Here is a 26,734-nt window from a genome sequence, read left to right on the forward strand (position 1 = left end):
AAATATCGTCAAAGTTAATGTATACTAAGTTGTGAAAAATAAAGCAAGGGGTCAAAAGTTGTGCATGTAGTTATCAAATACAAGAAATATGGGCTTTTAAGATTTCTTTCGGCAATAGAGACCGCTAATGCCATAGAAAGGCATTTGAGACGAACTGGTTTGAAAATGGTTTTCAGTCAAGGGTTTCACAGAAAACCAAGAATTTCTTACCTTGACCCGACACCGACTGGTGTGGTAAATTTAGCTTTGTATGTCCGTGTTGAGGTTGAAACGTTTTGCGAAAAACTTTTGGATGAACTTAAGAAAACCGCTTTACCCAAGCTTTATCCAGTGAGTTTGTGGTGGACTGAGGTTGATCCAAATAGGGTTGTGACCGGGTACAGTTATAGGATAATATTGGATGAAGACTGCGTGGATCTTTCAAATTACGATGAAAATAAACCGCTTAAAACTGACAAGAAAGAAGGTAAAGTCGGAGAATTTTTCCAAAACCTACGCTTTAAAAAAGTTGGGCGTTTTCTCATCTTGGAGTATACCCAAACAAGAAACAAATTGCTGCATCCTATGTATCTATGCAAGATGTTGATGGTTAAAGAACCATCCGTTTTCATCGTTCAACGTACAGAAGCGTTGTGTGGTGGCAAAGCTTTGAGTGAACTGTTGGAGGAAAGTTATGGCAAAGAAAATATTGGTTGTTGATGATTCTGATGTGCTGAGAAAAATAGTTGTTTTTAACCTTCAAAAAGAAGGTTATTCAGTGTTTGAAGCAAGAAACGGTGTTGAGGCATTACAACTTGTTGAACAAATTAAACCAGATCTTGTAATCCTTGACGTTATGATGCCAGAGATGGATGGTTTTGAAGTACTACGAAGGCTTAGATCAAATCCAGCTTACAATTCGATTTTTGTTATAATGTTGACTGCAAAAGGTGGAGAAGAAGATCCAAAAATTGCTGCTAGTCTTGGAGCAAATGGCTTTCTTACAAAACCTTTCAGTCCGGTGAAGTTGCTGGAAGAGGTTCGGAGAGTGGTTGGTGAGTGACGGATTTGGAAAATTTAAGAAAAAGGGTTTCAAAAATTAAGGATTTGTCAAAAGATAAGCCGATCGGTCCAAATGAAATTTTTCCGCTGATTGACGATTTGATGAGAGAAATAGAGAGAAATCAAGCACAGCAGATGAAAATGATGGAAGAATACTTGGAGGAACTTTCGAAGACTTATCAAGAGATCAGTACACTTTTTGAGCTGAACAATCTTTTTTCCAGTGTCATAGATCCAAGAGAAAAACTGGAAGAAATGAGTGAGCTTTTGTTGCAAACAATTTCATTTTGTGGAATAGTAATCGACTTAAAACTGCCAGATCAAGAAATTCACTTTGAGCAAAAAATAGACGTAAGTGACGAGATATTTCAACATGCAAAATATCTTGTTTCAAATCTAGAAGAAAAAGTTTTGCTCTTAGAACCATCGGACAGGGATCCGTTGATATCCAATTTGTTATCTGTACCAGTGAAAAGCATGAAATCCATTTGGGGAAGAATAACTCTTGTCGAAAAAAAGAATGGTATATATACAGCTGCGGATAGAAAAATCCTTGAAGCTGCTGCACAACAACTTGCGGCTGTGTGTGAAAGAAACCTGAGACTCAGACAAGAAGTTGAACGTGAGAGGCTTAAAAGAGAACTTGAAATAGCACGGCAGATTCAAAAGCGCTTGCTTCCAGTTGATCCTCCAAAAATTCCTTTTGCAGAACTTAAAGCTTACAGCGAACCTGCCGTCCAAGTTGGCGGAGATTACTATGATTTCATGGTTCGAGGAGAAAAATTGATGGTTTGTGTTGCCGATGTTTCTGGAAAAGGCATACCAGCAGCTCTTTTGATGACGTCGTTCAGAAGCGCTTTGAGAACACTTGCTGCTGCCCCGAAAAACATCTCTGAACTCGCGTCACAGTTAAATTCGATCTTCTGTGAAGATCTTGAAGAAGACAGATTCGTGACGGGGGTTTTTTGCTGTTTTAACAAAGCTGGCGAGGTAGAAATCGTGAATGCGGGTCATAACCCAGTTTTGATTTATCGTTCTGGAAAAGTTGAAGTGATAAATGCACACGATTTACCGTTAGGTATTGTTTCAAATTTTGTATACCAGTCAGAAAGAGTTTCTTTAAGACCTGGTGATGTTATTTTACTTTACACCGATGGAGTAATCGAAGCAAAAAATGCTTCTGGTGAAGAATACGGTTTGGAGAGGCTAATTGAGGTTTTCCAATCTTCAGTGAACTTTCCAGCCGAGCGAATTGCAAAGGAAATTGAGAAAGATTTGCTAAGATTTGTTGGTGATTGTCCTCAACACGATGATACCACAATTGTGGTGGTAAAATATCTTGGAGAAAAATCTTAGTTTTAGGGAGGGATAGAAAGTGTCAGGTCACAACAAGTGGGCGAATATAAAACATAGGAAAATGGCACAGGATGCGAAAAGATCACAACTTTTCACAAAGCTCATCCGAGAAATAATAGTTGCAGCAAGACTTGGAGGAGGTAACCCAGAAACAAATCCAAGGCTTAGAGCAGCTATAGAAAAAGCCAGAGAGGCAAGCATGCCAAAGGAAAACATTGAAAAAGCCATCAAAAGAGGTACAGGAGAACTTGAAGGAGCCGACTATCAAGAAATAATTTACGAAGCCTATGCCCCAGGTGGAGTTGCATTGTACATCAGAACTTTGACAGACAACAAGAATAGAACCGCCCAAGAACTAAGGCATGTTTTAAGCAGGCACGGAGGTAGTTTAGCAGATCTTGGTGCGGTCAGCTGGATCTTTGAAAGAAAAGGGGTAATAACTGTACCAAGATCTCAAGTTGCAAACGTTGAGGAACTCATGATGTTGGCTATCGACGCTGGAGCTGAAGATATAGACGATTCCGATGATCCAATTAGAATCATCACCGCTCCTGATGATTTGATGAAGGTTAAAGAAGTTCTTGATCAAAACGGCTACAAATCCGAAGCAAGCATATCGTACATACCCAAGAACACCGTGAAAGTCTCTGGAAAAGATGCGGAAAGGGTTTTGGCTTTGTTGAATGCTCTTGAAGACATGGACGACGTTCAAGAAGTCTACTCTAACTTCGAAATGGACGATGCAGAAATGGAAGCCATTCTTTCTCAGATGAATCAATAGAAAATGGGAAAATCAACAGTCTTTGCACTAATTCTGCCAGTTTTGTGTGTTGCTGCTGTTGTAAACGTCGATTTTTGCGTTGGCGATATTGCAAAAACTGGCTTGACCTTCTTGCCTCGTTTGGAGTTCTGGAAGGTCAACGCCAGGTTATATTTTGATTTATCATTGGTCTTTAAAGATGAAAAGTTGACTCTGGCTTCCTTAAGTAAACCTGAAGAAAGTTTAAGAGATCTATCGATTCTTTTTGATTCCGCCGGGATAAAGTACGGTGTTGTCCCAAATGACTTCTTGTTTTTCACAAACGTAGGTTTTTCCGAAAAAACTTTGAGTGCTTGGGCTTTTGATAAAGTGTTTGGTGCTTGTGTTGCTGAGAACAACTATCTTGTTTTTTTGAATCTAAACTTTTTTGCGATATCTGTTGGTAGCGATGGTTCTTACCATTTGGCAATTCCAGTTAAGTTTAAACAGATCTCTCTTGGACCATTTTTGAGCGATAAAGGGTATGGCTTTTGTTTTAGGTATGGTCAGTTGAATATACTGGGAATTTTTGAAAGAGGTCTTCGAATCACTGTTGGTCAACCAGATTTTGTGATTTTTTCCGAGTACCTTGATGAAAAGTTGAACGTTGGGATTTCTTGGAACAACGACGAAGAATGGTTGAAAGTGTCAAACAACGGTTTTTCCTTTCGTAAAAGAATTGGTGCGGTTGCTTTGATATGCAAATTTGAGTGGGAGGAGTGGTATGCAGGATTTTCTTTCCCAATTTTCTGGTGAACTTCCGATGGAGGAGTTTGAGTGGTTCATAAAGGAGATCCACAGGTATTTCAACCTTGATTTGTCTGGCTATAAACCCCACAGGTTAAAACGAAGGATTGAAATACTTATCAGAAAGTACAAGTTAAACTCTTACAAAGATTATTTGAAACTACTTCTATCCGACCCCAAAGTTAAGGATGAATTTTTCGATAGATTGACGATAAATGTCACCGAGTTTTTTAGAAACCCAGAAAAGTGGTGGGAATTAAGGGATAAATTCTTGCCAGAACTTTTGGCTTCCAGCAAAGGAAGGTTTAAGGCATGGAGCGCAGGATGTGCCAGTGGAGAAGAACCTTATTCGCTTGCAATTCTTTTGGAGGAATTGAAAGCTCCGCCAACGGCGTATGTACTCGCAACTGATATAGATGATAAAGCTCTTGAAGAGGCGGAAAATGGCATCTATGAACCCAGATCGATGGTGAGTACTCCTAAAGCTTATATCGATAAGTACTTTGACATTATCGATGGTCGTTATAAGGTCAAAGATAATGTGAAAAAAAGGGTGCAATTTAAAAAGCATAATTTACTTCAAGATCCATTTCCAGACTCCTTGGATTTGATAATCTGTCGCAACGTTGTAATATATTTCGAGCAAGCAGCTAAAGACATGCTTTACAAAAATTTTGCCAAGGCTTTGAGGATTGGAGGGTATCTTTTTGTAGGAAGCACTGAAAGAATATTCAACTATGACGAACTTGGCTTAAAAATTGCCTCACCTTTCATCTATCAAAGGGTGAGATGAATGTTTTGGGTAATCTTGGTTTTGTTGATCGATCAGCTTTCAAAAGCTCTTGTTGAGCGTTTTTTGATCGGACCTGTGTTCGTAATCCCGGGATTTTTGTGGTTGACCTACACCAGGAACACGGGTATAGCTTTTGGCATGTTTTCAAAATCTTCGTGGATCATCTGGGTTATATTGTCGGTGACGATTTGTCTTGCTTTGATACCTTACTTTGTTAAGGTTAAAACTTTGACAAAAGTTGGACTTGAAATGATAGTCGCTGGATCGATTGCGAACAACTTTGTGGACAGGATAAGACTCGGCTACGTGGTGGATTTCATAAATCTTCGCTTTTTTCCAGCAGTTTTTAATTTTGCCGACGTTTTCATAACAATAGGTGGTTTTCTCGTCGTTTTAAGCTTGTTAAGAGGGGAAAAGGATGGAATTTAAAGTCGGCAAAAGCGAAGCCAACCAAAGGTTGGATTTGTTTTTGCTGGCAAAGCTTCCAGTGAAGTTTTCAAGAAGTTACATACAGAAAGCCATAAAAGAAGGCAAAGTGAAGGTCAACCAAAAAGTTCAAAAACCAAGTTACAAGGTTAAACCCGGAGATGTTATTTTTGTGGAAGAACCAGCAGTTGAGTTGAAACCTATCGCTGTTGAGCCTGAGCCGATCCATCTGGATATTCTATACGAAGATCACGATATAATCGTTGTCAACAAGCCGGCTGGGATGGTTGTCCATCCGATCCCAGCTCACATGACTGGTACCCTTGTCAATGCTTTGCTTTACCATTGTAAGGATTTGCAAGGAATTGGTGGGGAGCTTCGACCTGGCATAGTTCACAGGCTTGACAAAGATACGTCTGGGGTAATAGTTGTGGCAAAGAATGATTTGGCTCATCAAAGCTTGTCGAAACAGTTCAAAGATAGAAAGGTTTTCAAAATGTACTTTGCATTGGTTCAAGGTTGTGTGAAAAACGATGAAGGTGAAATACAGCTTTCACTTGCTAGGCATCCAGTTCACCGTATCAAAATGACTGTTTCTGAAACAGGAAGAAAATCGATTACTCTATACAAAGTTTTAAAACGCTTCAAAGACCTTGCAACATTGGTTGTGGCTTATCCAAAAACGGGAAGAACTCATCAAATAAGAGTACACATGAAGTTCATTGGCCATCCTATCATTGGAGATCCGTTGTACGGGAAAAAGAGTTTTGAAGGCATAGAACGTCAGATGCTTCATGCCGCAAGACTTGGTTTTTTCCATCCAAGAACAGGAGAGTATGTGCAGTTTACAGCACCCCTGCCGGAGGATTTCAAACAAGCCATAAGGATGATTCATAGGATGTGTCTTCAATGATTTTCGCGGTAGTTAGTCCATACAGCTTTGATGGTTCAGTTCTTCGGTTGGAGGAATTGATAAAATTTGCTAAGGCTTTTGGAATGAAATCTTTGTTTTTGTGCGACAGAAATTTTCATGCAGCAGTTCATTTCAACAAACTTTGCAGAGAAAACGGGCTTGTTCCTGTTCATGGTTTAAGGCTTAAAGACAAGATATTCTACGCAAGATCTAGGAACGAGTTTGAAGAACTGGTATCAGCTTACAACCAAAAGCGTGAACCAAACACACCTTATCTATCACTTGACGAGGTAAAGTTGGTTTACTTTTTGAAAAAAGACGATTTTGAATCCCATCTTGCCATGTGCAAAATCCTATCGGTTGAACCAAAGCAAGATGGTTATTTCAGCAAAAAGCTTTACGATCCAGCCGAAATCTTGAAAGCCACCTCTTACGATTTGAAGGTTGATTTCAAACTTCCAGAGCCTGAACGCGGTTGGCTAAGAGCTTTTGCAAAAGATCTTCAAAAGGGTCTTTTGGATAGATTCCTATATGAAGTTGAGGTTGTTGAAAAACTTGGGTTTGAAAGCTATTTTTACGTTGTAAAACAGATAATCGACATTGCAAAAGAAGCAAAAATTCAAATTGGTCCTGGCAGAGGAAGTGCGGTGGGATCTGTCGTTTCTTACGCGTTGGGAATAACATCGATCAACCCGGTTGAGTACGACTTAATGTTTGAAAGGTTTTTGAACGAATACAGGAACGAACCACCTGACATCGACATAGATGTCGAGGACGAAAGAAGATATGAGCTCATTCAACTGCTAAACTCAAAATTTCCATTTGTTGCTCAGATATCCACTTTTTCTAGGTTGTCTGAAAGATCCATTCTCAACGAACTTCGTCGAGAAAACTTTTCTGTAAGCGATGAAACGGTTAAAAAGTTGATTGGCCTTCCGTTTAGAAGAAGTATTCATGCATCTGGTGTTGTGATAAGCAAGGAACCGTTGAATATACCTTTAGTGCCAGACTTGGATCAAAAAGTCACCGAGTACGACATTTACTCACTTGAAGATGTCGGGGTAATTAAAATCGATCTTCTTGGTTTAACTACGCTCTCTTTTTTAAAACGCTTGAAAGAGAAGCTTAAAATTCATCACATACCAATTGGTGATAAACTCGCTTATTCCATCATCAAAAGAGGGCAAACTCTTGGAGTTTTTCAATTGGAATCTCAAACTGCAAGAAAACTTTGCAGGCAAGTTAGGCCAGACGATATCGAAGAACTGTCGATTTTGCTTGCTTTGAACAGACCAGGTCCACTGATGGTAAAACTCAACGAAATGTACGCAAGAAGAAAAAGAGGCTGTGAAAACCAGGAAAAACTTTTCCCTGAAACAAAGGGTGTGATCGTTTATCAAGAACAAGTCATGAAGCTTGCCATGGATGTGGCAGGACTTTCAGCGGCTGAATCTGACCTTTTTAGGAAGGCAGTTTCAGGAAAAGATCCACAACTTATGAAAGAAGCTTTGGAAAAGCTCAAAAAAGGGATGCAAAGCAAGGGATATTCAAAGGAAGAAATAAATCATTTGGTTAATTTGATTTCGAAATTTGCAGAGTATGCCTTCAACAAATCCCACAGCATAGCTTATTCACATTTGAGTTATGAACTTGCCTATCTCAAACGTTTGATGCCCAAAGAATTTTTCTTTGAATACATAAGGATGCATTCAACCGAAAAAGATAAGAAATTTTTGGCTGTCCAAGAGTTGATAAATCTTGGCTTCAAAGTTTTGCCTGCTTCTGTAAATTTGCAAAAAGCAAGCGAAGATGAATTTGTCATGCCGCTTGAAGCAATTGAAGGTGTGAGCGATGTTTTGGCGAAAACGATCTACGAAAATTCCCCATATTCAAGTATCGAAGATTTTGTGCGTAGAACAAATGTTTCAGTTTCTATCCTTCACAAGTTAGTCATGGCTGGCGCTTTTGATTGTATTTACGGCGATAGAGAAAAGGCTTTGAATGCTTTTGAATTCTTTCGAACAGGGGTTGATGCATCACTTCTTGAAATAGCAGCAAAATTTGGAAAACGCGTTGAACAACCCAAGTATCAGCTTTCAGAAAAGGATATTGCCGAGCTTGAAGAAACCAGTTACGGTTTTCCGCTGACTCCTTTTTCCACAAGTTTGAAAAAATATTTTGCACCAGTTTGTGAAGTTTTCACAACTTTTAGAATTTTACCTGTTTGTGTGGAAGTTAAAGGTTCGTACGCGAGCGATGGTAAAACGATATTCAAGTTGAAAAACGCACCAAGTGAAGGGGAATATTTGCTGGTACTTGGGCCAGATTGCGAAGCTTTTGAGATTAGGAAAATCGGAGAAGTTTTGGGCGTGATTTACGAGTTATTTGATTGCTTTGATGAACAGGATTTTGAAAACGCATCACAATGGGAGAGCACCAAAATAACTTTGGGTGGAAAAAAGGTCATTTTAAAATCAGTTCGTCCAGTGTTGGATAGTTGTAAAATAAACATTCTGCCTGAAGTTTGGTTGCAAAGCAGTGCTTGAAATGGTTTAATAGTGTGGTATACTTGTAGCGTGAGCAGGCGTAGCTTCAAAAGGCGGAGCGCCGCCTTGGTAAGGCGGAGGGTGTGGGTTCGAGTCCCACCGCCTGCTCCATTTTTTATTATTTTTCCCAAACGAGTTCTCCCGCAACGTAAACTGCCACTGGGTCGTCTTCGAATTTCATTGGATTTCTTTCGTAAATTGCAAAATCCGCCATATAACCAGGTTCGATTTTTCCCAAAGGAATTTTCACCATTTGAGCGTTAGCGGTTGTGTAAAGGTCCACGCATTCTTTTGGTGAAAATCCCAATTTTAAAGCAGCTTCGATGACGTACTTTGGGTCTTCTGGTGAAACTGGCGCATCGCTTGAAAAACCTATCTTAAGGCCCATTTTGAACATCTCGATGAATGGGTATGTTAAAGCATCGAGATCTTGTGGAATGTGTGATTTTTTTATCTCATCATCTTCGAAAGCAAAGTGCGGTTGTATTGAAATATAAGTTTCTCTGAGTTTTTCAAGGTCTTCTTTTTTTATCAGCTGAACATGGATGATTCGATTGTTGGGGAAATCCTTGAAAACGTTAGCTACTTCGCTAACAGCCGCATCTCCTATCGCATGAACGCAGAGTTGGATCCTTTTCTCTTTGCAAAGTTCCGCATATTGTCTTAGCTTATCTTCGTCGATTAATTTGGTTCCTCGATAACCATGGCTGTTTGGATACGGTTTGCTCAAATACGCCGTTTTTCCTCCCAAAGATCCGTCGGCAAAAAGTTTGACACCACCTACGAAAACCCTTTCTGTTAACCTTCCAAATTCGTTGAAGTTTTCCAGTTGATCTACGTTTGGAAGATAAAGCTTTTCAAAAATCCTTATTTTGGAGCCCAAAAGAACTTTCTTAAGGTTTTCCCAGCTGATCCCATGAAGATCATCAGAATGAACAAAAGTCACTCCTTTTGAAAGAAAGGCATTTTGTCCAACTTGAAAGTATTGTTCGTAATTTTCATCGGGAAATTTTGATTTGAGAATTTCCAGCTCTTCTTCTTTGAAGATGCCATCTTCTTTTTGAATCCCGGCTATTTCCATAGCTTTTTTATTGACTATAGCCACATGTCCACATCTTCTTATCAGTATCACCGGTTTGTCAAACTTGTCCAACATTCTCTTGTCTGGGCAACCTTTCAGTTTTTCCTCACTCCAACCTCTGCCAACGACAACAGAAGCATTGCACTTGCTTATGAGTTCATACATTTCTTCTTGGCTTTTGACGTTTTCAAGATTTAGCTGAAGATACTTCTTACCAACACCAATTATGTGTGCATGGGAATCTATATAACCTGGCATGACGTAGAATCCCTGTAGATTTTTCTTCGAAGATTCACTTGGTCTTTCAACAAACATGCCGTTTTCAACAAAAAAGTCACTTTTTTCAAATTGTCCTTCTTTGTAAATCAAAGCGTTTTTGAAGATCATCTTCATCACCCAAAAAGTTTTGCCTTGGTTTCTTCTCGTTCTTCTTCGCTGTAAGAAAAAGCTCCATCCTCCCTGGTACACCAGGCTGGAAGAGGGAATTTGACAGTGATCGGGAGTCTAAGGAATGGTTGATCAACGATGACTTCTCCTTGTTGAAGTAAAGCTGCACGTTGTTTTTGCTCTAAAGTTAAATGTCCATATTCTGGCTTTTCAAGTTCAACTGCCTTTTGCCTGCCTACAACAGTTGTCGAAGACTGTGTGATAACCCTGTAGTCGACTTCAGAAGCAGTTTGTTCTGCACCGATGAGGATTATTCTGAAAGACCTTCCTCGTTCCGCAATATCTCGAAAGATGTTTTTCAAAGGTCCACCGCCGTGTCTTGGAGCGTACTTGTTTAACTCGTCCAAGAATATGAAAACAGGATCTTGATTGGATTTCTCTTCCCTGGATTTCAAAATCTCAACCAACGTTGCTCCCACCACAAAAGTTTGAACACGTGGCCTAAGCTTTGAAATATCGAACACCGTTACTTGTCCTGGTTTATCCCACAGCATGTTGTGAGATTCGAAATTTTGTGAATTCAAACTAAAGTGCATTGGTATCCACACAAGGTCCATACCTATGTTTTTCGCTGCCTTCAGTCTTCTTATCATTGCTGAAACTGTGGCTTTACTTCCAACCTCGCTATAGATCTTGTTTTGGACTTCTTGATCGTTTTTTACCATTTCAATTAAATCATCAATGCCATCGGGTAAATTCGCATACAATTTCACATCTAATCCCCTGCTCATGGCTTTTCGTAGTACAATGGTTGGATCCATTGAAGGTGGAACTTTTTCTCCATCATCTTCCAGAAATTTTTTAGCCATTTCAAAGGCTTTTTCAAGTTTTTCTTGCAAAATTTCCTGCAAAGTCGTCACGGCAAGTTGCAGGTTTTGATTTGCCTCGAGCTCATCTTGATCGAACATGAGTTCAAGCAGATTCATCCGAATTATATCTATGGCATCCCAACCGTAAGTGAAAACTTTTCCTGGTTCTGGAATCCTTTTGAATGACCAGGGTTCATCGATATTCCTTTGTTTTCTTGGAAAGTAGAATAAAACCTTTTCAAACGGTTCAGGCTTTATCTTAAGCTTTTCATACATTTCCTTCCATCGTCTTCCAGACTCATTTGATTCGTTGTTCTTCCAATCCTTCGACCATTTGTCCAAGAACATCAGTCCTTCGCCTTTGACGTTGAAGACTATAAAACGCGAGTTTTCAAGATATTTCATCAAAGGATTGTATTTTGAAAGTCTTTTGCCCGTATCCAAAAACGATTTCATCAAGAACGTTGCGTAAGAAGTTTTGGCTGCGACACCTGATTGACCTGAAATATTTATGTGTGCACCGTTTTCACCAAGGATATAACGAACATCTAAATATGCAACGCTACCGTTTCGCATTATTCCAACTGGAACTGCCAAATTTTCTTTTACAAGTTCGTCAAAACCAAGCGCTGTGTTCATCTCTTCTCCTGCGGCAAGAAAAACCGGTGTTCCAGGCGGAGGGGGTACTTGCGGTGCATCCTGATCGATGTAGTCATTTTCACGTTTTAAAAGCATCCTTGTGGTGATAACAGTGGCCAGATAGTACCCAAAAGCCGGTGCAAGGCCTTTCAAAGCCACATCTTCTTCATAACCAGACATTGGGCCAAAGTCCCATTTTGCATTCAATTGGGTTATCACACCGTAGTACACGATTTCACCATGAGGTTTGTATTCAAAGATGACTTTCACAACATCATCTATTTGTGGCATATAAACTGGTTTGTTATTTTCGTGTTCGAGTCTTACGTAGAAAACATATGGACTGGAAGTATTACTTCCAGTTACAACGCCTATTCTTTTCAAAAGACGGCCCCCCTCCGCCGATAATCTCAAACTATTATCTGTGGATACAACGGGAACTGGTTGCACAACTCTTTAACACGACTGATAACTTCCTGTTGCACATTTTCTGGGACATTACCTTCTTCGTCTAAAACATTTGTGAGAACACGGTGAATCAATGTTGCGATTTCTTCCATTTGTTCTTCTTTCATTCCACGAGTTGTCACAGCTGGTGTACCAATTCGTATTCCACTTGCGATGAACGGTGGGCGGGTTTCGTTTGGTATAGTGTTTTTGTTAACCGTGATACCGCACTTTTCAAGGGCTTTTTCAGCTGCTTTTCCAGTTACATTTATAGGAGTTAAATCGACTAGCATTAGATGTGTATCAGTTCCACCAGAGACAATCCTTAAACCAAGTTCCGAAAGCTTTTGCGCAAGTACTTTTGCGTTCTTAACAACTTGTCTTTGATATTCGGCAAATTCAGGTTTCATTGCCTCTTTGAAGCAAACAGCTTTTGCGGCTATAACATGCATCAAAGGTCCACCTTGGATGCCTGGGAAAACGGTTTTGTTGATGTTTTTGTATATTTCTGGATCGTTCGTCAAGATCAATCCAGCCCTTGGTCCTCTCAAGGTTTTATGGGTTGTGGAAGTCACGATGTGGGCGTATTCAGCTGGATTTGGGTACAAACCAGCTGCCACAAGCCCAGCGAAGTGAGCCATATCAACTATCAAGTACGCACCAACTTCATCAGCAATTTCTCTGAACCTTTTAAAATCTATTATCCTTGGATATGCACTTCCACCTGCAACGATGATTTTTGGTTTATACTCGAGCGCCAACCTTCTAACCGCATCGTAGTCTATCAACTCTGTTTTTGGATCAACACCATATTGAACAACTTTGAAAAGTTTCCCAGAAAAGTTCACACTGGCTCCATGTGTTAAATGCCCACCGTGAGATAAACTCATTCCCATTAGCACGTCCCCAGGTTCTGCAACCGCCAGGTAAGCTGCCATATTCGCCTGGGAGCCTGAGTGTGGTTGGACGTTTGCATACTTAACTTTGAACAACGCTTTTGCCCTTTCTTGCGCTATTTCTTCGACTTTATCTACCCATTCGCATCCGCCGTAGTACCTTCTTCCAGGGTATCCCTCGGCGTACTTGTTGGTCAACACACTTCCCATCGCTTGGATGACTGCCAGCGAAGCGAAGTTTTCCGATGCTATCAACTCCAAATTATTTCTTTGTCTGTTGAGTTCACCCACCAAAGCTTCATAAATTTCTGGATCCGTTTGTTTAACGTACTCCCACATTCTCATCCCTCCTTGAACGTGTACGTTGTACCCGATGGGGTATCCCTTAATTCAATTTTGATTTCACTCAGCTTTTGCCTGATTAAATCTGCCAATTGATACATTTTGTTTGCCCTCAACTCTGATCTGATGTCTATGACAGTTTTTATCAATGCTTCTGTAACATCGTCGCTTCTAGGTTGAGAAGGTAACTCAAATAACCCAAGCGTTGGGCAAAACTCTCTTCTTAAAAGGTGGTATACCTTCAAAGCTTTTTCTTCGTTGCCTTCGTCCATTGCTTTGTTCAACTCGTTGACAAGATCGAAGATCAAAGCCAGCGCAGCAGGTGTGTTGAAATCATTTTCCAAAGCTTCCACAAAGGCAGCTCTTGTATCGTTCATCCATTGATCGTTTTTTGGTATTCGAACTTCTGGAAATTTACTTTCAAATTTTTCAAAAGCTTCTCTTACGCGTCTAGCTGCTTTGACGTTTGCTTCCAAGGTTTCTTCCAAGAAATCTATCGGACTTCTGTAATGCTTTGACAGGAAAAATAGTTTTAAAGCATCTGCTCCAAATTTTTTTATCGCATTTCTCAAAAGAAAGACATTTCCAACGGATTTACTCATTTTATCGCCAGTCATTCTTATCATTCCGTTGTGCATCCAATATTTTACGAACCTTTCACCAGTTAGAGCTTCGCTTTGAGCTTTTTCGTTTTCATGGTGTGGAAAGATCAAGTCTTCTCCGCCTGCGTGAATGTCGAGTGTTGATCCAAGAAGCTTTGTCGACATTACAGAGCATTCTATGTGCCAACCTGGTCTACCTTTGCCCCAAGGACTATCCCAACTTGGTTCTCCTGGTTTTGCGGCCTTCCAAAGTGCAAAATCCACAGGATTTCGTTTCTTTTCACTTGGATCAACTCTTGCTCCAACAAGCATTTCCTCGATGGAACGATGCGAAAGCTCTCCGTAGCGTGGGAACTTTTGAACGTCAAAGTAAACATCCCCGTCTGAAACGTAGGCATAACCTTTTTCTATCAACTTTTTTATGGCTTCTATCATGTCGGGGATAAAGTCGGAAGTTTTCGGGGCAAAGTTTGGTGCGCGTACCCCTAGCGCCGTTATATCTCTCCAATACTCTGCAATGAAAGTGTTGGCAACATCTGAAAAATCAACTCCCCACTCTTTTGCCCTGTTTATTATTTTGTCGTCTATATCGGTAAAATTTTGAACCAAGATGACTCTGTACCCTCTGTACTCAAGAAATCTTCTGAAGGCATCGAAAACTACAACAGGTCTGGCGTTTCCAACGTGGATTAATCCGTAGACTGTGGGACCGCATACGTACATCTTTACAACACCTGGTTCATTTGGCTGGAATTTTTCAAGTTGACCGCTCAGTGTGTTTCTTATGTACATCCTCACACCCCCAAGCTTGCTTCGATCCTTCTTACAACCTCTTCGATTCCAAGTAGAAGAACTATATCCAAAAGCTCTGGTCCTCCTTGTTTTCCTGTGAGTACCAGGCGCAAAGTTTGGTAGAAATCTTTCGGTTTAACATTGCTTTCTTTGACGACTTTTCTAAATATTTCAACCAACTCTTCCCTGCTGGCTTTTGCATTGTTAGATAATTCTTGGGCGCATTTTTCCAGAGCCTTTTTTATGTCTTCTGGAATTTGCACTTCTACCTTTGGGGCTTTGAAGAAATAATCAGCGTTTGTGAGAAAATCTTCCAAGGTGTGCATTCGTTCTTTTTCAACCTCAACGACTCTTTCAAGCCAATTTTTGTCTTCAACCTCTATGTTCCACTTTTTCAAAAACGGTTTCAAAAGTTCCACGAGACGTTTGCTGTCGGTTGCTTTTATGTACTGAGAATTCATCCAAGTCAACTTAGCGGGATCGAAGATCGCCGGGTTTTTGCTCACTCTTTCCAAACTGAATTTGCTTATCATTTCTTCCATGGACATTATCTCTTTTCCATCCGGTGAAGACCAACCAAGCAACGCGAGGTAATTTACCACAGCTTCAGGCAAATAACCTCTTTCCATGAACTCTTCGATGGAGGTTGCACCATGACGTTTACTTAACTTTTTTCCATCTGGTCCAAGTATCATCGAGACATGTCCCATGAGTGGGGGATTTACGCCAAAGGCCTTGTAAATCGCCAGCTGCTTCAGTGTGTTTGGAAGATGGTCATCACCTCTTATCACATGGGTGATTTCCATGAGCATGTCATCGACCACGCATGCAAAGTTGTAAGTTGGTACTCCGTTGCTTCTAAGTATTGCGAAATCTCCAACCGATCCTTCGCTGAAAACAACCTCACCTTTGACTAAATCGTGATGAACGATTTTTTCCCTTGGCATGGCAAAGTAGATCGCTGGTTTTAAACCTTTTTCCTCGTACTCTCTTATCCTTTCTCTTGTAGCAAAAGGTTCGAACATTTCGCGAGTGTAGTGAGGTGGTAAACCTTTTGAAAGCAGATCCTCGCGGATTTTTTCTATTTCTTCAGGATAAGCGTAAACTCTGTAAGCTTTGTCAAATTTGACAAGTTTTTCTGCGTATTCAGCGTATATATGCAAACGTTCGCTTTGCCTGTATGGTCCGTATTTACCACCAATATCTGGTCCTTCATCCCAGTGTAATCCAAGCCACCGAAGAGTTTTCATGAGGTTTTCTTCGAATATCCTTTCCGATCTCGCCAAATCAGTGTCTTCTATTCTCAAAATGAATGAACCGTTGTGATGCCTTGCAAACAAATAATTGAAAAGAGCAGTTCTGGCACCACCAACGTGAAGATAACCAGTAGGGCTTGGGGCAAATCTCACCCTTACCATTCAAACACCTCCTAGTTATTTTTCAACCTTTCCCTTCAGAAGGTACCAAAGATAAAGGTCGAACTTGCCAAGTGGTTCACCGAATTGATCTGCAACATCTTTGAGTATACCTTCAAGAAAAAGATAGTTTTTTCTCGTCAAACTTTTGGGTAAAGAATTCACCAGTCCATACTCGAGCATTGTCTTCAACACATGTCGGTCCAGTATTGCCAAACAATCCACCCCAACGTTTCTCAAGAAATGGCTGGCTTCTTTGTAACCTATACCCCAAGCGTTTTGTACTAGCCAATACCTTGCAGCAAAAGGCTCCCAGCGTATAACTTCCCTTAACTTTTCGGCAAGTGGTCTGTTTTTGACTATGTAACTTGCTCTTGCCTTTGGATACCTGTGCCCGAGTTTTGTCAAAAGTTGCTCAAGTTCGGCTTCTGTCAAATTCAAAAACCCTTCTGGTCCGATCACTTGCTGAGCTTTAATACCACCTTGTGCGCTCCAATTTGCGGTTAAAACACAAAAGCAAAGTTCCGAGAAAAGATCTGCATCAGTTCCATTTTCTCCCAAATTTTTAAACTCTGAAAACCTTTTTTCAACCAGTGGTCTTGCTTCTTCCTTTATTCTTTTTAAATCTTCCAACAAGCGAATTTGAATCGCCTCCAATTTCATTATAGATCCAAATTTGGTATAATGTACATGAAGTATGAAAAGACGGAGTGGTTATCGTGACGACTGCAGAGATTACAGCTATTTTGAAGACTCATGGTTTGAAGGTTACACCTCAACGAGTTGAAATAGTCAGATATTTGGATACCTATCGAATTCATCCAACCGCTCAACAGATCTACGAGTATGTTTTGGCAAAAGTGGGTAACATATCCTTTACAACGGTTTACAACACCCTTCACAGCTTGGAAAAGCTCGGTTATGTGAAAAAAATTGCCTTAGACGAATCGAAGGTTGTCTACGATTTCAACGTTTCCGACCATGGACATTTCGTTTGCACCGTTTGTGGACAAATTTACGATATAGACCATAACGTTCGAATTGAAAATGCACCTGGTCGAGTTTTAAGAAGCGAGCTCATCGTTTACGGTATCTGTAAAGATTGTTTGCAATATCACTGATTTCCAGGTGAAGTTGTGACGTTTTCCAATTTGCGAGGAACCTGTTTGATCACATAAAATTCCAGTTCGTCGCCTTCTTGGAAATCTTCCCTGGTTTTCAGTTTTATACCGCATTCCTGTGGCGCATCTATCCTCGACACATCTTGTTTGTAATGTTTCAAGGACTCTATTTGGTCGCTGAGCAAAAGAACACCATTTCTGTAAACCTTAACAACGCTATCCCTTGTAACATATCCTTCAATCATTTGGACTCCAGCAACGTTTCCAACTTTCTTTATTTTGAAAACTTTCTTTATCTCTCCGCGTCCAACTAATTCTTCGACGTACTCAGGCTGCAGCATCCCCTCCAAAGCGCGTTTTAGATTGTCGATCAAATCGTATATGATCTCGTAAGTTCTTATCTCAACACCTTCTGATTCTGCTACTTTTCTGGCTTGCGAATCAACTTTTACTCTAAAACCAATCACCATGCCATCGCTTGCTGATGCAAGCATTACGTCTCCTGTGTTTATCGTTCCAACACCTGCGTGAACGACATTCACTTTTATTTCCTGAACAGAACTTTTTAGGGAAAGAACGGCGTTTTGGACTGCGTTCAACGATCCGACGGTATCGGCTTTCAAGACGATGTTCAACTCTTTCTTCTCTGATTCTTCCATTATCTTCAACAGTTCTTCTAAACTGATCTTCCTCTTACTTGGTTTTTCTTTTTCGAGTTTTTCCTTTACCTCTTGGGCAATTTCTTGAGCAAGCTCTAGACTTTCAACTGCGTAAATGGTGTACCTTATATCGGGAAGCTCCTCAAATCCAACGATCATCACCGGTTGGGATGGTTCGGCACTCTTTATCCTTCTTCCTTTATCGTCTATGAGAGCTCTGACTTTGCAGTACACAGGTCCTGCTACAATGTAATCACCCACATTTAAGATCCCATCTTTTACTATGGCGTTTGCCACTGGTCCGAGAGCTCGATCGACCTTTGACTCAATGATTGCCGCTCTAGCCGGTCCTTTTGGATAACATTTTATTTCCTTTATTTCCGCAAGAAGGAGTATCATTTCCAAAAGTTGATCGATTCCCTGTCCTGTTCGTGCAGAAATGGGAACGACGATCGTGTCTCCACCCCAATCTTCGGGTATAAGGTTGAGTTTTGTCACAAGTTGTTGTTTGGTTGCTTCAACATTGGCGTTTGGTTTATCAATTTTATTTATCGCGACTATCACTGGAACGTTGGCAGCTTTTGCGTGGTTGTAAGCTTCTATGGTTTGAGGCATAACGCCATCGTCGGCTGCCACAACCAAAACCACGATGTCGGTAACTTGAACTCCTTTTGCACGCATTTCCGTGAAAAGCTCGTGACCAGGGGTGTCGATGAACGTTATCTTTTTGCCAGCATATTCAACTTGATATGCACCTATCGATTGCGTTATTCCTCCAACTTCTTGTTCGGCTATCCTAGTTTTTCTTATTTTGTCCAGCAATGTAGTTTTACCATGGTCAACGTGTCCCATCACCGTGACGACTGGTGGTCTGGTCACAAGTTCATTCTTTTTGGTGATATACAATTGCTCAAAATATTTTTCGATTTTCTCCAGTTTGCTTTCACCAACGCTTGTTTCCTTATCTTCCAACTGTTCTTGTTCAAACCTCACGCGATAACCATACATTCTGGCTATTTCTTTCGCTTGTTTTTCATCTATGCGCTGGTTAGGGTTCAAAGCTATTCCCTTGACAAACATATCTTGTATTATCCTGTTGACAGGTACTCCTATCTTTGCGGCAAAGGTTTTCAAAACCAGATCTTCTGGTTTAATTAGAATCTCTTCTCTGTATTCTTGTTCCTTTTCTTCTTTGACCTTCTTTGTTTTTGGTCCTTTTCCACTGGTTGTTTCGTCTTCAAATATTTCAAGAATCAACGATACTGTTTCTTCATCAATATAGCTTGAGGTACTTTTAACCTCAAGCCCAAGTTCTTGAAGCTCTTGAAGAACTTCCTCGGGTGGCATGTTGAGTTTTTTGGCAAGTTCGTCCACTCTAAGTCGCGGCATTTGATCACACTCCTTTGAAATGTCACCACTTTTTATATTTTACACGCTTTTCAGTTTGAAGGGAACAGGGGGATTTTGCGGTCAATTAATCGATTTCTTGATCATCATCGATGTGAGCGAATTATCGTCTTTTTCGTAAATATTTCTTGCCAACTGCTTTAACTTTTGAACAGTTTGCGCATCCATTCCGTGTTTCCACCAATATGGGATCAAGCTGTTGTTGAGTAAAATCGGATCTAGATCTGGTTGTAACCAGCCAAGTTCAACCAGTTCGTACCAATCTTTTGTGAAAGGTATAGGCGTGTATTCGTTCACCGAAACGGAAATGCCGAGAGATTTGCAAAATTTGATGGCATTGACAACATCCTCTGGCTTTTGGAATGGCATGTTCACCATGACGTAAGCTTGGATGTTTGAGGGATCATGCCCTGTTTTAAGGAGAATTTCTACCGCTCTTTTCAAGTCTTCGTCGAAAACTTTGCCACCGGTTTTCTTCTGCAAAAAGCCTGAGGTTTCATATCCAAGTTTAATGGTTTTAAAGCCTGCTTCCTTCATGAGTAAAGCTGTTTCCTCATCCAACAATCGCGCGTGTATTCCGTTCGGTAAGTGATAATTTACTTGAAAGTTTTTGGATATCAGAAGTCTCAAAAGCGGTTTGAAATGATTTTCTTTGTTTACCAAGATTGCGTCGTCAAAGAACACGATGTCTTTCACTTTGAAAATCTCAATGTATTTTTCAATCATTTCAACCACTCTTACAGGGTCTCTTTGTACGAATTTTTCCCACAGCTTCGGTGATAAACAATAAGAACAACTGAATGGACAGCCCAAAGAGGTCAGAAAAACCAAATAACCAACCTTGTTGTACAGTTCGTAGGCTGGATCGAAGATTTCAAACCACTTTGAAAGATCGAAATCACATTTCACCTCTTTTTCAAGCAGTTCTTGCAAAAGCGAAGGTAAACCTCTCAGATCTTGGCTAAAGATAACATCTGCTTTGATATGAGCTTTTGCATGGTTTTGATACAGCCTCGCGTACAGTCCACCCAGAACTACCGGTGTTTTTGGGAAAAATTTTTTAAGAACATCTATGGTTTCCTTAACACCTGGCCACCAGTACGTCATCGTTGAGGTCACGAATATTGCGTCGGGTTCTTGAATATTTTTCAAGCGCCACTCGAAATATTCAACTGGAGCACCGTATCTTTTGTAGCGTCTTGGGATGTTTTTCAAAATAGCGGGTTTTTGGACTTCAACGGTAAAGAATTTGCCTGTACCATATCTTTTGTCGCCTTTTGGTTTGCAAAATTTTGCAAGATCTGGATCGTGGCGGTTAAGCAAATCTACCAGCTCCACATCTATTCCAAAGGTTTTTAGTGCGGCTCCAACGTACAACAACCCTATGGGTTTGAGCCAAAAGTCGTAGGCGGCAACATCACAAATCCACGGGTTTACGAGCAGGATGCGCATTTTTTAAGCCAGTAATTGTACATCCCCCTCAGTGTTAGGTCGGGTAACAACTTGTGATGTTCAACGAATTTTTCCAAAATTACACTTTGTCCACCAGTTAAATACACCACAGGGGGATTGATGTAAATCTTTAAAATATCTTTGACCAAACCGTTTATCGCGTGAGCCGTTCCTTTGACTATTCCGATCCTGATATTTTCAACGGTGTCTTTTCCAAGAATGTCAACGGGAGAGTAAAGATCAACTTGAGGAAGTTTTGCCGTTTTTTCAAATAGAGAATATGCTGCCGTTGCCAAGCCTGGTAATATGGCGCCACCTTCGTAGCAACCAGACTTCAGCACGTCGATTGTTATCGCAGTACCAACGTCGACAACTATCGCATCCTTGGTTTCGTCAACAACCGCCAAAACATTTGCAACTCTATCTGCACCGATTTCTGAGGGATTTTTCACGTTCCAAACCACTCCAAGTCCATCACAAGCTTCAACCCAATGATGTTCAACTTTCAGGTATTTTTCAACAAATTTTTGAAAAACGTAATTCAAAGCCGGCACAACTGAAGATATAACAACTGCTTTTACCTTGTCCATTTTTATTCCAGTGTGAAGCAAAAGATTTGAAATCATAACGAAAAGTTCGTCTTCAGTACCGAACTTTTGGGTTGCCAATCTCCATGTTTCAAAGTTATTTCCATCTTTCGTGAGCCCAAAGACAACGTTCGTGTTTCCAACGTCTATCAGAAGAACCACAAAGACACCTCCGTGTTTTTCAAAAAAACTTCAGAAATATTCTAGCACATGGTTTTAATCACTTATAATAATTCAAAGGAGGTGGGCTTTATACATCCTTCGGTATTCGTGAACACTTTGACGGTGGTGGCCGGTTCTACCATAGGTATCTTGATTGGAAAATCCATTCCTGACAGGTTTCGTTCTATTTTGTTTCAAGCGGTTGGTCTTACCACAGTTGGCATAGGTGTGAAAATGACTCTAAGCACCTCGAGCTTCATCGTAGTGTTGCTCGCATTAGCTTCAGGTGCTTTGGTTGGGGAGCTTGTGAAGTTGGAGGATAAGATAGCTTCAATTGGAAGATTTTCAAAAGATCCAAAGAAATTTTCGGCAGGTTTTGTCGCGGCATCGACTTTGTTTTTGGTGGGTCCGATGACCATAATTGGCTCGATACAAGCTGGGTTGATAAACGATGGGACTTTGATATACGTCAAATCAACTTTGGATTTCATTTCTTCAATTGTGTTAGCATCGCTTTATGGACTTGGCGTTTTGTTCTCCGCGCTGGCAGTTTTTGTCGTTCAGGGAAGTTTGGTCTTGTTCGCGTCAAAGCTAGGTTTTTTAACTGAAAGTGCTTATCTTTCAAACCTAACAGGTGTTGGAGGATTGATAGTAGTGGCGATAGGTATAAGGTTGCTTGAGTTGAAAGATGTGAAAACTGGTAATCTTCTTCCAGCCTTAGCCTTTTCTCCATTATTTGATTATTTGGCGCGGGTGTTTAAACTGTGAAGGAATTCTTTGTATCCTTCATTTTATCAGTTTTATTCACACCTTTGCTTTCGAAAATCGCTTTGAAATTTGGAATAGTTGATAGACCGGACAACCATCTTAAAAATCACGGTAAGGTTGTACCTTATCTAGGTGGTGTGGCTCTGTACCTCTCAGTTTTGCCTTTTTTGAAGAATTTGATTTTGTTGTTCATTTTGACAGGTTTCATGCTGCTAGGTCTTGCGGATGACATCAAAAAGCTGAGCTGGCAGTTTAGATTGACAATAGAATTTTTTCTTGCAGCTTTGCTTGTGTTGAGATTTTCCAAAGATTTTCTCAGCTTTTTGTTCAACGTCATTTTAACTGTTGCAATTATCAACGCGGTAAACATGTCCGATGGGCTTGATGGTGCGTGCGCCGTAGTTGTGAGCCTGGGCATATTGCTCGGCAATTTTGGAAAGATTGGTTTGGCTTTTGTTGGAGCCTTGCTTGGTTATTTAGTTTTCAACTTTCCTCCAACAAAGGTTCACATGGGCGATGCGGGAACATATTTGCTCGGTGCTTTTGTTTCTTACATGATCGTTGGTAGAATGGATAATCCTTTTGATTTGAAACCTGTTTTGCTGTTTTTTCTACCTTTGTTGGATTTGCTTTCTGCTGTGATTAGAAGAATTTCTCATCACAAATCTCCCTTCAAAGGTGATTTGGATCATGTTCATCACAAACTTTTTAGAAGATTTGCAGGAACACCGGTTGTTAGAAAACGCAAAGTGATACTTGCTTTGGGGTTCTTAACTGTTGTTTATGGTGTGGCAAGTTATACAAGGTTTGGGGTACTTCTGGCAGCAGTTTTGTCGATCTTGCTAGTTGCTTACTTGAGATTGTTTTTCTACGATGAAAAGGAGGTTTTTAAATGACAAAGGTTGAAGAAATTTTCTTTCACCTGATGATAATTGTTGTCGCACTGCTTGCTGGGAAAAAGTTCACTTACGAATTCAGCGTTCCAAAATACGCGGCATTGGCCACTATCTTTGGAATCATGTTGCTTATACTTCTTCCAAAGTTGATCAAAAGAAAAAAACTTGATATTTATATCTCCTTTGCAAACTTGTCCTGGCTTCTTTTCGCTGTGGCATCGTTTGTTTCCATCGTTTATGTTCTTCTCGAAAACAGTTATTATGTGCTCTATTCAACAAATGTTGCGTTTTTCATTTTGCTTACTGTGATTTTGTCGATTTACATCTCCAACAGATTTTTCAGCAAAGAAACGATAACAAAGGCAATGCTAACTTTTGTTGGAACTGGGGTAGTCATTGCGATAGATAGCCTGCTTGCCTATTACGTGGGTAGAAGTATTTTTCTTGGTCGCTTTGATCAAAGATTTTCAAAGATGAACATACTAGGCACAATAGGGAATCCTATCTTTGTTGCAAATTACATGACAATGCTTTTACCGATAGCTTTTTACTTTGTCTTCGCGGACGATTATGGTTGGAAAAACAAAGGCAAAATTGCTAAGTTAACAACAAAAATCTTTTGCTTTGTCGCCTTTCTTTTGTTTCTTACTGTTGATCTGCTTTGTCAAACAAGATCTGAATACATTGCGATGTTTCTCAGCTTTGCTGCTTTTTGGATCTTGTATTTTGCTTACTCGCGTAATAAAAAGGTTGACGATGAGAAAGAAAATCAATCTAACAAAAGATTGAGAAGGATTCTAACAGCTCTTCTTGCCATTTGTTCTCTCGTCGTTTTTTGGTTGTTTGGAACAAACAATCCACTGACACAGGGTAAAGCGATAGCACCTAGGTTCACTCCAGAAGTGATAGCAGCGGACGCTGACACAAGAATTCTTGCCTGGCTTGCTGCCGTCGAACAATGGAAGGAAAGCAAAGTAATAGGAACAGGGATAGGCACTTACCAAATAAAAGCCATCGACATGATGGAGAAGGTGATGAGGGAAAAGCCTAAGTACCTTTACGCTTGGGAAAATTTCAAAAGAGCACACAACGACTATGTGCAAGTTTTAGGGGAAACAGGAATTTTTGGCTTTTCTTCTGTGATTTTGCTAGCTGTCGCTCTAATTTTCTATGCCTTTGCCTATATGAGAAGGGAAACTTCCAAAGATAATCTTTTCCTTTTCCTTTCTCTTTCTAGTTCCTTCATCGCGTTCATGGTTCAAAGCTTCTTCAGCTTTCCAGGACAGTTGATGCCAAATGCTTTGCTTGCGATTTTTGTCGCGAGTGTAGCTGTTGGAAGATATTTCAACCGCTGGTTTGTACTTGCCAAAAACGTTGATCTTTCAGGATTTAAAAAATTTACAGCAGTTGTTTTGGCATTTTTTGTCGTTATATTCTCCATCTACTTCACTTGGAACTACTTTCTGTCCGAGTACAATTTCAAATGGGGTGAGTATTCCTTCAAAATGATTGAAGCTTTATCCAAGCAGAAGTCTCAACTGCAAGAATACGAAAAGTTGTATGCTCAAAAGTTTAAAGAGCTTGAATCTCTCTCCGGCGAGTTTGCAAGGTTGAGACCGGAAAATTATCCGGTGAAGGGAATCGAAGGAGAAAGGCAAAGGCTTTTGGAGATAGCAAACATAAGGGCAAGTTTGCAGAAAAGCTTAGAAACCATTCGAAAAAACATCGTTGAAATCGATGAAAAGATCCTAGAACACGAAAACAAGGCAAGAGAGCGTTTTATAAAAAGTGTTAAGATCAACCACACCTATGGAAAATCGCACTTTTATCTTTCTTCACTGGCTTTAAGATCTTCGAGGATAGAGAAAATTCAAAAAGTACTAGAATCTGGAAATTACTTACCTTTGGAGCAACGTTTTGACGATATACAGAAAGTTATCTTTCCTGATTACAGATCGGCTGATTTACTGTTTTTATCTGAGTTTGCATCCAGCTATTCGGAAACCATTGCTTTACTTCAAGCGGCTCTTGATTCATGCGATTTGTTTAAAACATCTTTGAAATCTTTCAACGAGAGAAACACCTACAAAGCTTTGGCGATGAGATACGCGGCGATTTACATTTTACTCGATCAACTTGAAAGCAAACTTGTTGAAAACGGTATGCCTTTTGACAGAAACAATTTTTCAAAGCTTAAAGATCAAATTGTCTTGGAATTCGAAAACTTTGCCAGAAAAACTATAGAAAAACTTCCTGGTGCATGGAACAAATATCCAGATTGGAAAAACATCGATTATGCACGGGCATTTTCAGGGGAAGACATATACAGGGTTGTTGCAAAATCTGCCGAGGACACAGGTGATAAAAGGCTCAACGAGTTCATCGTTTGGGTGGCAGAAAAAGAAATTTGGGCATGTGAGAATATGGCGAAAAAAGGCGTTTGGGCTGTTCCAAATGGCGCAATCGATTCGATTTGTGTTCTAATAGGAAGAATTATGCGAGAGGATGAAAAAAGAGGCAAAGAGTTTGTTGAAAATGTTTTGGGGATGTACAAAAGTAGTTACGAACGCTTGAAAGTTGACTTGCAAAAAATACAGGTAGAAAAAGCAGTTGAACAGTACATAGACCAAGTGAAGGATGGTGTGGTGAAAATTTTGAATGATTTGAAAGTTGATAAAAATCGAATTTTGACAATTGAAACGTCTATAAAAAGGTTGGAAGGAGAGCTACGTCGACTTTTGAGTTCGTTGGACTGGAAAATTGTGGCAAGGTATGAGGTAAATTTCTTGATCAAAGATGGTCAGCATCGAAAGAAAGTTTTGCTGTCAAATTATTTGAGCGATGAGATTCGTCGACATATTGAAGAAATAACTGGTAAAATTGTTACGGACCAAACAACTTTGGCTAAGTTTAAGGAAAACTTGAGCGGAGTTGTTAAAAACATTCCTTTTGATCTGTTGCTTTGGGAAAGAATCAATAGATTCATCAGCTATTACGATGTGCTGGCTGAATACTTTGAATGATTTCCAAAGACAAACAAAGGAGGTGCGCTTGCTTGCAGTGGCATGGGACCACAATATTGGTTGTTTCAAGAAATGGTAAAACCGTAATGGCAGGCGATGGACAGGTTACATACGGCAACATCGTTTTAAAACACGGTGCCAAAAAGGTGAGAAAGATCGCCGATGGGCAGGTTCTTGCAGGTTTTGCGGGATCAGTTGCAGATGCTATGGCACTTTTCGACAGATTTGAAGCAAAATTGAGAGAGTGGGGAGGCAATTTGACAAAAGCAGCTGTTGAATTAGCGAAAGACTGGCGTATGGATAGAGTTTTAAGAAGACTTGAAGCCATGTTGATCGTTGCAGATAGAAACAACGTCTTTATAATATCTGGTACCGGTGAAGTCATACAGCCGGATGACAACGTTGCCGCAATAGGTTCTGGGGCTCCTTACGCTTTGGCGGCCGCAAGAGCACTGCTGAGAAACACAGATCTTGATGCAAGAACTATAGTTGAGAAATCTATGGAGATAGCAAGTGAAATGTGCATCTATACAAACAAAAACATCATAATAGAGGAATTGTGAGGGGA

Annotated in this window: 23 protein-coding genes and 1 tRNA gene; 15 read left to right on the forward strand and 9 right to left on the reverse strand. The window is 40.2% G+C overall.

The genetic code is table 11. The features are described 5' to 3' along the window. The first annotated feature begins 60 nt into the window (after positions 1–60). From THETH_RS02990 to THETH_RS03035, 10 genes are all read left to right on the forward strand, one after another. Positions 61–699 (forward strand): TIGR03936 family radical SAM-associated protein, encoded by a 639-nt coding sequence (locus THETH_RS02990; RefSeq protein WP_013931904.1) that lies wholly within the window; start codon positions 61–63, stop codon positions 697–699. Beyond that, entirely contained in the window at positions 674–1,042 is a 369-nt protein-coding gene (locus tag THETH_RS02995) for a response regulator (protein WP_013931905.1), read from the forward strand. Before THETH_RS02990 ends, THETH_RS02995 begins: the two co-directional genes overlap by 26 nt. After that, positions 1,039–2,397, forward strand: a complete 1,359-nt coding sequence (locus tag THETH_RS03000; RefSeq protein WP_013931906.1) for a PP2C family protein-serine/threonine phosphatase — start codon at positions 1,039–1,041, stop codon at positions 2,395–2,397. Before THETH_RS02995 ends, THETH_RS03000 begins: the two co-directional genes overlap by 4 nt. Before the next feature lie 19 nt (positions 2,398–2,416). Further along, entirely contained in the window at positions 2,417–3,178 is a 762-nt protein-coding gene (locus THETH_RS03005) for a YebC/PmpR family DNA-binding transcriptional regulator (RefSeq protein WP_013931907.1), read from the forward strand. Between the two features lie 3 nt (positions 3,179–3,181). Beyond that, positions 3,182–3,952, forward strand: a complete 771-nt coding sequence (locus THETH_RS03010) for a hypothetical protein (protein ID WP_013931908.1) — start codon at positions 3,182–3,184, stop codon at positions 3,950–3,952. Then, complete coding sequence (locus tag THETH_RS03015; RefSeq protein WP_013931909.1) at positions 3,921–4,736, forward strand: CheR family methyltransferase; 816 nt, start codon at positions 3,921–3,923, stop codon at positions 4,734–4,736. The genes THETH_RS03010 and THETH_RS03015 overlap by 32 nt, the downstream gene beginning before the upstream one ends. Next, positions 4,737–5,165 carry a signal peptidase II gene (gene lspA / locus THETH_RS03020; protein WP_013931910.1) on the forward strand — a complete coding sequence of 143 codons (429 nt, stop codon included), beginning with the start codon at positions 4,737–4,739 and terminating at the stop codon, positions 5,163–5,165. Then, positions 5,155–6,075, forward strand: coding sequence for an RluA family pseudouridine synthase (locus tag THETH_RS03025; RefSeq protein WP_013931911.1), 921 nt, complete (start codon positions 5,155–5,157; stop codon positions 6,073–6,075). The genes lspA and THETH_RS03025 overlap by 11 nt, the downstream gene beginning before the upstream one ends. Next, positions 6,072–8,621, forward strand: coding sequence for a helix-hairpin-helix domain-containing protein (locus THETH_RS03030; RefSeq protein ID WP_013931912.1), 2,550 nt, complete (start codon positions 6,072–6,074; stop codon positions 8,619–8,621). Before THETH_RS03025 ends, THETH_RS03030 begins: the two co-directional genes overlap by 4 nt. Positions 8,622–8,655: 34 nt before the next feature. Next, a tRNA-Thr gene (locus tag THETH_RS03035) sits at positions 8,656–8,732 on the forward strand. A 7-nt stretch (positions 8,733–8,739) separates the two neighbouring features. Here the strand turns inward: THETH_RS03035 and THETH_RS03040 are convergent. From THETH_RS03040 to THETH_RS03065, 6 genes are read right to left on the reverse strand one after another with little or no spacing between them, the layout of a single operon-like run. Continuing rightward, entirely contained in the window at positions 8,740–10,089 is a 1,350-nt protein-coding gene (locus THETH_RS03040) for an amidohydrolase (protein ID WP_041446373.1), read from the reverse strand. A 5-nt stretch (positions 10,090–10,094) separates the two neighbouring features. Next, positions 10,095–11,981 carry an ATP-binding protein gene (locus THETH_RS03045; protein WP_013931914.1) on the reverse strand — a complete coding sequence of 629 codons (1,887 nt, stop codon included), beginning with the start codon at positions 11,979–11,981 and terminating at the stop codon, positions 10,095–10,097. A 26-nt stretch (positions 11,982–12,007) separates the two neighbouring features. Then, entirely contained in the window at positions 12,008–13,279 is a 1,272-nt protein-coding gene (gene glyA, locus THETH_RS03050; protein WP_013931915.1) for a serine hydroxymethyltransferase, read from the reverse strand. 2 nt (positions 13,280–13,281) lie between these two features. Then, entirely contained in the window at positions 13,282–14,676 is a 1,395-nt protein-coding gene (cysS, locus tag THETH_RS03055) for a cysteine--tRNA ligase (protein WP_013931916.1), read from the reverse strand. Positions 14,677–14,678: 2 nt separating this feature from the next. Next, positions 14,679–16,094 carry a glutamate--tRNA ligase gene (gene gltX / locus THETH_RS03060; protein WP_013931917.1) on the reverse strand — a complete coding sequence of 472 codons (1,416 nt, stop codon included), beginning with the start codon at positions 16,092–16,094 and terminating at the stop codon, positions 14,679–14,681. 15 nt (positions 16,095–16,109) lie between these two features. Beyond that, positions 16,110–16,754 carry an N-glycosylase/DNA lyase gene (locus THETH_RS03065; RefSeq protein ID WP_013931918.1) on the reverse strand — a complete coding sequence of 215 codons (645 nt, stop codon included), beginning with the start codon at positions 16,752–16,754 and terminating at the stop codon, positions 16,110–16,112. A gap of 56 nt (positions 16,755–16,810) precedes the next feature. Here THETH_RS03065 and THETH_RS03070 point away from each other — a divergent pair, with 56 nt between their 5' ends. Then, complete coding sequence (locus THETH_RS03070) at positions 16,811–17,212, forward strand: Fur family transcriptional regulator (RefSeq protein ID WP_013931919.1); 402 nt, start codon at positions 16,811–16,813, stop codon at positions 17,210–17,212. Here THETH_RS03070 and infB read toward each other — a convergent pair. The 3 genes from infB to THETH_RS03085 all read right to left on the reverse strand — a co-directional run bounded on the left by infB (position 17,206) and on the right by THETH_RS03085 (position 21,479). Beyond that, the gene (gene infB / locus THETH_RS03075; RefSeq protein WP_013931920.1) at positions 17,206–19,260 is read right to left on the reverse strand and encodes a translation initiation factor IF-2; all 2,055 of its coding nucleotides are present in this window, start codon (positions 19,258–19,260) and stop codon (positions 17,206–17,208) included. The genes THETH_RS03070 and infB overlap by 7 nt on opposite strands. A gap of 81 nt (positions 19,261–19,341) precedes the next feature. After that, on the reverse strand, positions 19,342–20,730 hold the full coding sequence (locus tag THETH_RS03080) for a B12-binding domain-containing radical SAM protein (RefSeq protein WP_013931921.1): 1,389 nt from the start codon (positions 20,728–20,730) through the stop codon (positions 19,342–19,344). Then, positions 20,712–21,479 carry a type III pantothenate kinase gene (locus THETH_RS03085; protein WP_013931922.1) on the reverse strand — a complete coding sequence of 256 codons (768 nt, stop codon included), beginning with the start codon at positions 21,477–21,479 and terminating at the stop codon, positions 20,712–20,714. The genes THETH_RS03080 and THETH_RS03085 overlap by 19 nt, the downstream gene beginning before the upstream one ends. Positions 21,480–21,560: 81 nt before the next feature. On the opposite strand from THETH_RS03085, the gene THETH_RS03090 reads away from it, so the two are divergent. From THETH_RS03090 to hslV, 4 genes are read left to right on the forward strand one after another with little or no spacing between them, the layout of a single operon-like run. Next, positions 21,561–22,247, forward strand: coding sequence for a DUF554 domain-containing protein (locus THETH_RS03090; protein WP_245530541.1), 687 nt, complete (start codon positions 21,561–21,563; stop codon positions 22,245–22,247). Further along, the gene (locus tag THETH_RS03095) at positions 22,244–23,143 is read left to right on the forward strand and encodes a glycosyltransferase family 4 protein (protein ID WP_013931924.1); all 900 of its coding nucleotides are present in this window, start codon (positions 22,244–22,246) and stop codon (positions 23,141–23,143) included. Before THETH_RS03090 ends, THETH_RS03095 begins: the two co-directional genes overlap by 4 nt. Next, complete coding sequence (locus THETH_RS03100) at positions 23,140–26,166, forward strand: O-antigen ligase family protein (RefSeq protein ID WP_013931925.1); 3,027 nt, start codon at positions 23,140–23,142, stop codon at positions 26,164–26,166. Before THETH_RS03095 ends, THETH_RS03100 begins: the two co-directional genes overlap by 4 nt. A gap of 32 nt (positions 26,167–26,198) precedes the next feature. Beyond that, positions 26,199–26,729, forward strand: coding sequence for an ATP-dependent protease subunit HslV (gene hslV, locus THETH_RS03105; RefSeq protein WP_013931926.1), 531 nt, complete (start codon positions 26,199–26,201; stop codon positions 26,727–26,729). Positions 26,730–26,734 lie beyond the last annotated feature (5 nt).

This window comes from Pseudothermotoga thermarum DSM 5069 (assembly GCF_000217815.1).
In the GTDB taxonomy this organism is placed as follows: Bacteria; Thermotogota; Thermotogae; order Thermotogales; family DSM-5069; genus Pseudothermotoga; species Pseudothermotoga thermarum.

Bases quoted from the DNA above. Each gene is read 5' to 3' on its own strand.
- THETH_RS03080 (WP_013931921.1), bottom strand. From the start codon at position 20,730: ATGCGCATCCTGCTCGTAAACCCGTGGATTTGTGATGTTGCCGCCTAC.
- THETH_RS03010 (WP_013931908.1), top strand. From the start codon at position 3,182: ATGGGAAAATCAACAGTCTTTGCACTAATTCTGCCAGTTTTGTGTGTT.
- THETH_RS03030 (WP_013931912.1), top strand. From the start codon at position 6,072: ATGATTTTCGCGGTAGTTAGTCCATACAGCTTTGATGGTTCAGTTCTT.
- gltX (WP_013931917.1), bottom strand. From the start codon at position 16,094: ATGGTAAGGGTGAGATTTGCCCCAAGCCCTACTGGTTATCTTCACGTT.
- THETH_RS03025 (WP_013931911.1), top strand. From the start codon at position 5,155: ATGGAATTTAAAGTCGGCAAAAGCGAAGCCAACCAAAGGTTGGATTTG.
- THETH_RS03015 (WP_013931909.1), top strand. From the start codon at position 3,921: ATGCAGGATTTTCTTTCCCAATTTTCTGGTGAACTTCCGATGGAGGAG.
- lspA (WP_013931910.1), top strand. From the start codon at position 4,737: ATGTTTTGGGTAATCTTGGTTTTGTTGATCGATCAGCTTTCAAAAGCT.
- THETH_RS02995 (WP_013931905.1), top strand. From the start codon at position 674: ATGGCAAAGAAAATATTGGTTGTTGATGATTCTGATGTGCTGAGAAAA.
- THETH_RS03065 (WP_013931918.1), bottom strand. From the start codon at position 16,754: ATGAAATTGGAGGCGATTCAAATTCGCTTGTTGGAAGATTTAAAAAGA.
- glyA (WP_013931915.1), bottom strand. From the start codon at position 13,279: ATGTGGGAGTACGTTAAACAAACGGATCCAGAAATTTATGAAGCTTTG.
- infB (WP_013931920.1), bottom strand. From the start codon at position 19,260: ATGCCGCGACTTAGAGTGGACGAACTTGCCAAAAAACTCAACATGCCA.
- THETH_RS03100 (WP_013931925.1), top strand. From the start codon at position 23,140: ATGACAAAGGTTGAAGAAATTTTCTTTCACCTGATGATAATTGTTGTC.
- THETH_RS03040 (WP_041446373.1), bottom strand. From the start codon at position 10,089: ATGATCTTCAAAAACGCTTTGATTTACAAAGAAGGACAATTTGAAAAA.
- cysS (WP_013931916.1), bottom strand. From the start codon at position 14,676: ATGTACATAAGAAACACACTGAGCGGTCAACTTGAAAAATTCCAGCCA.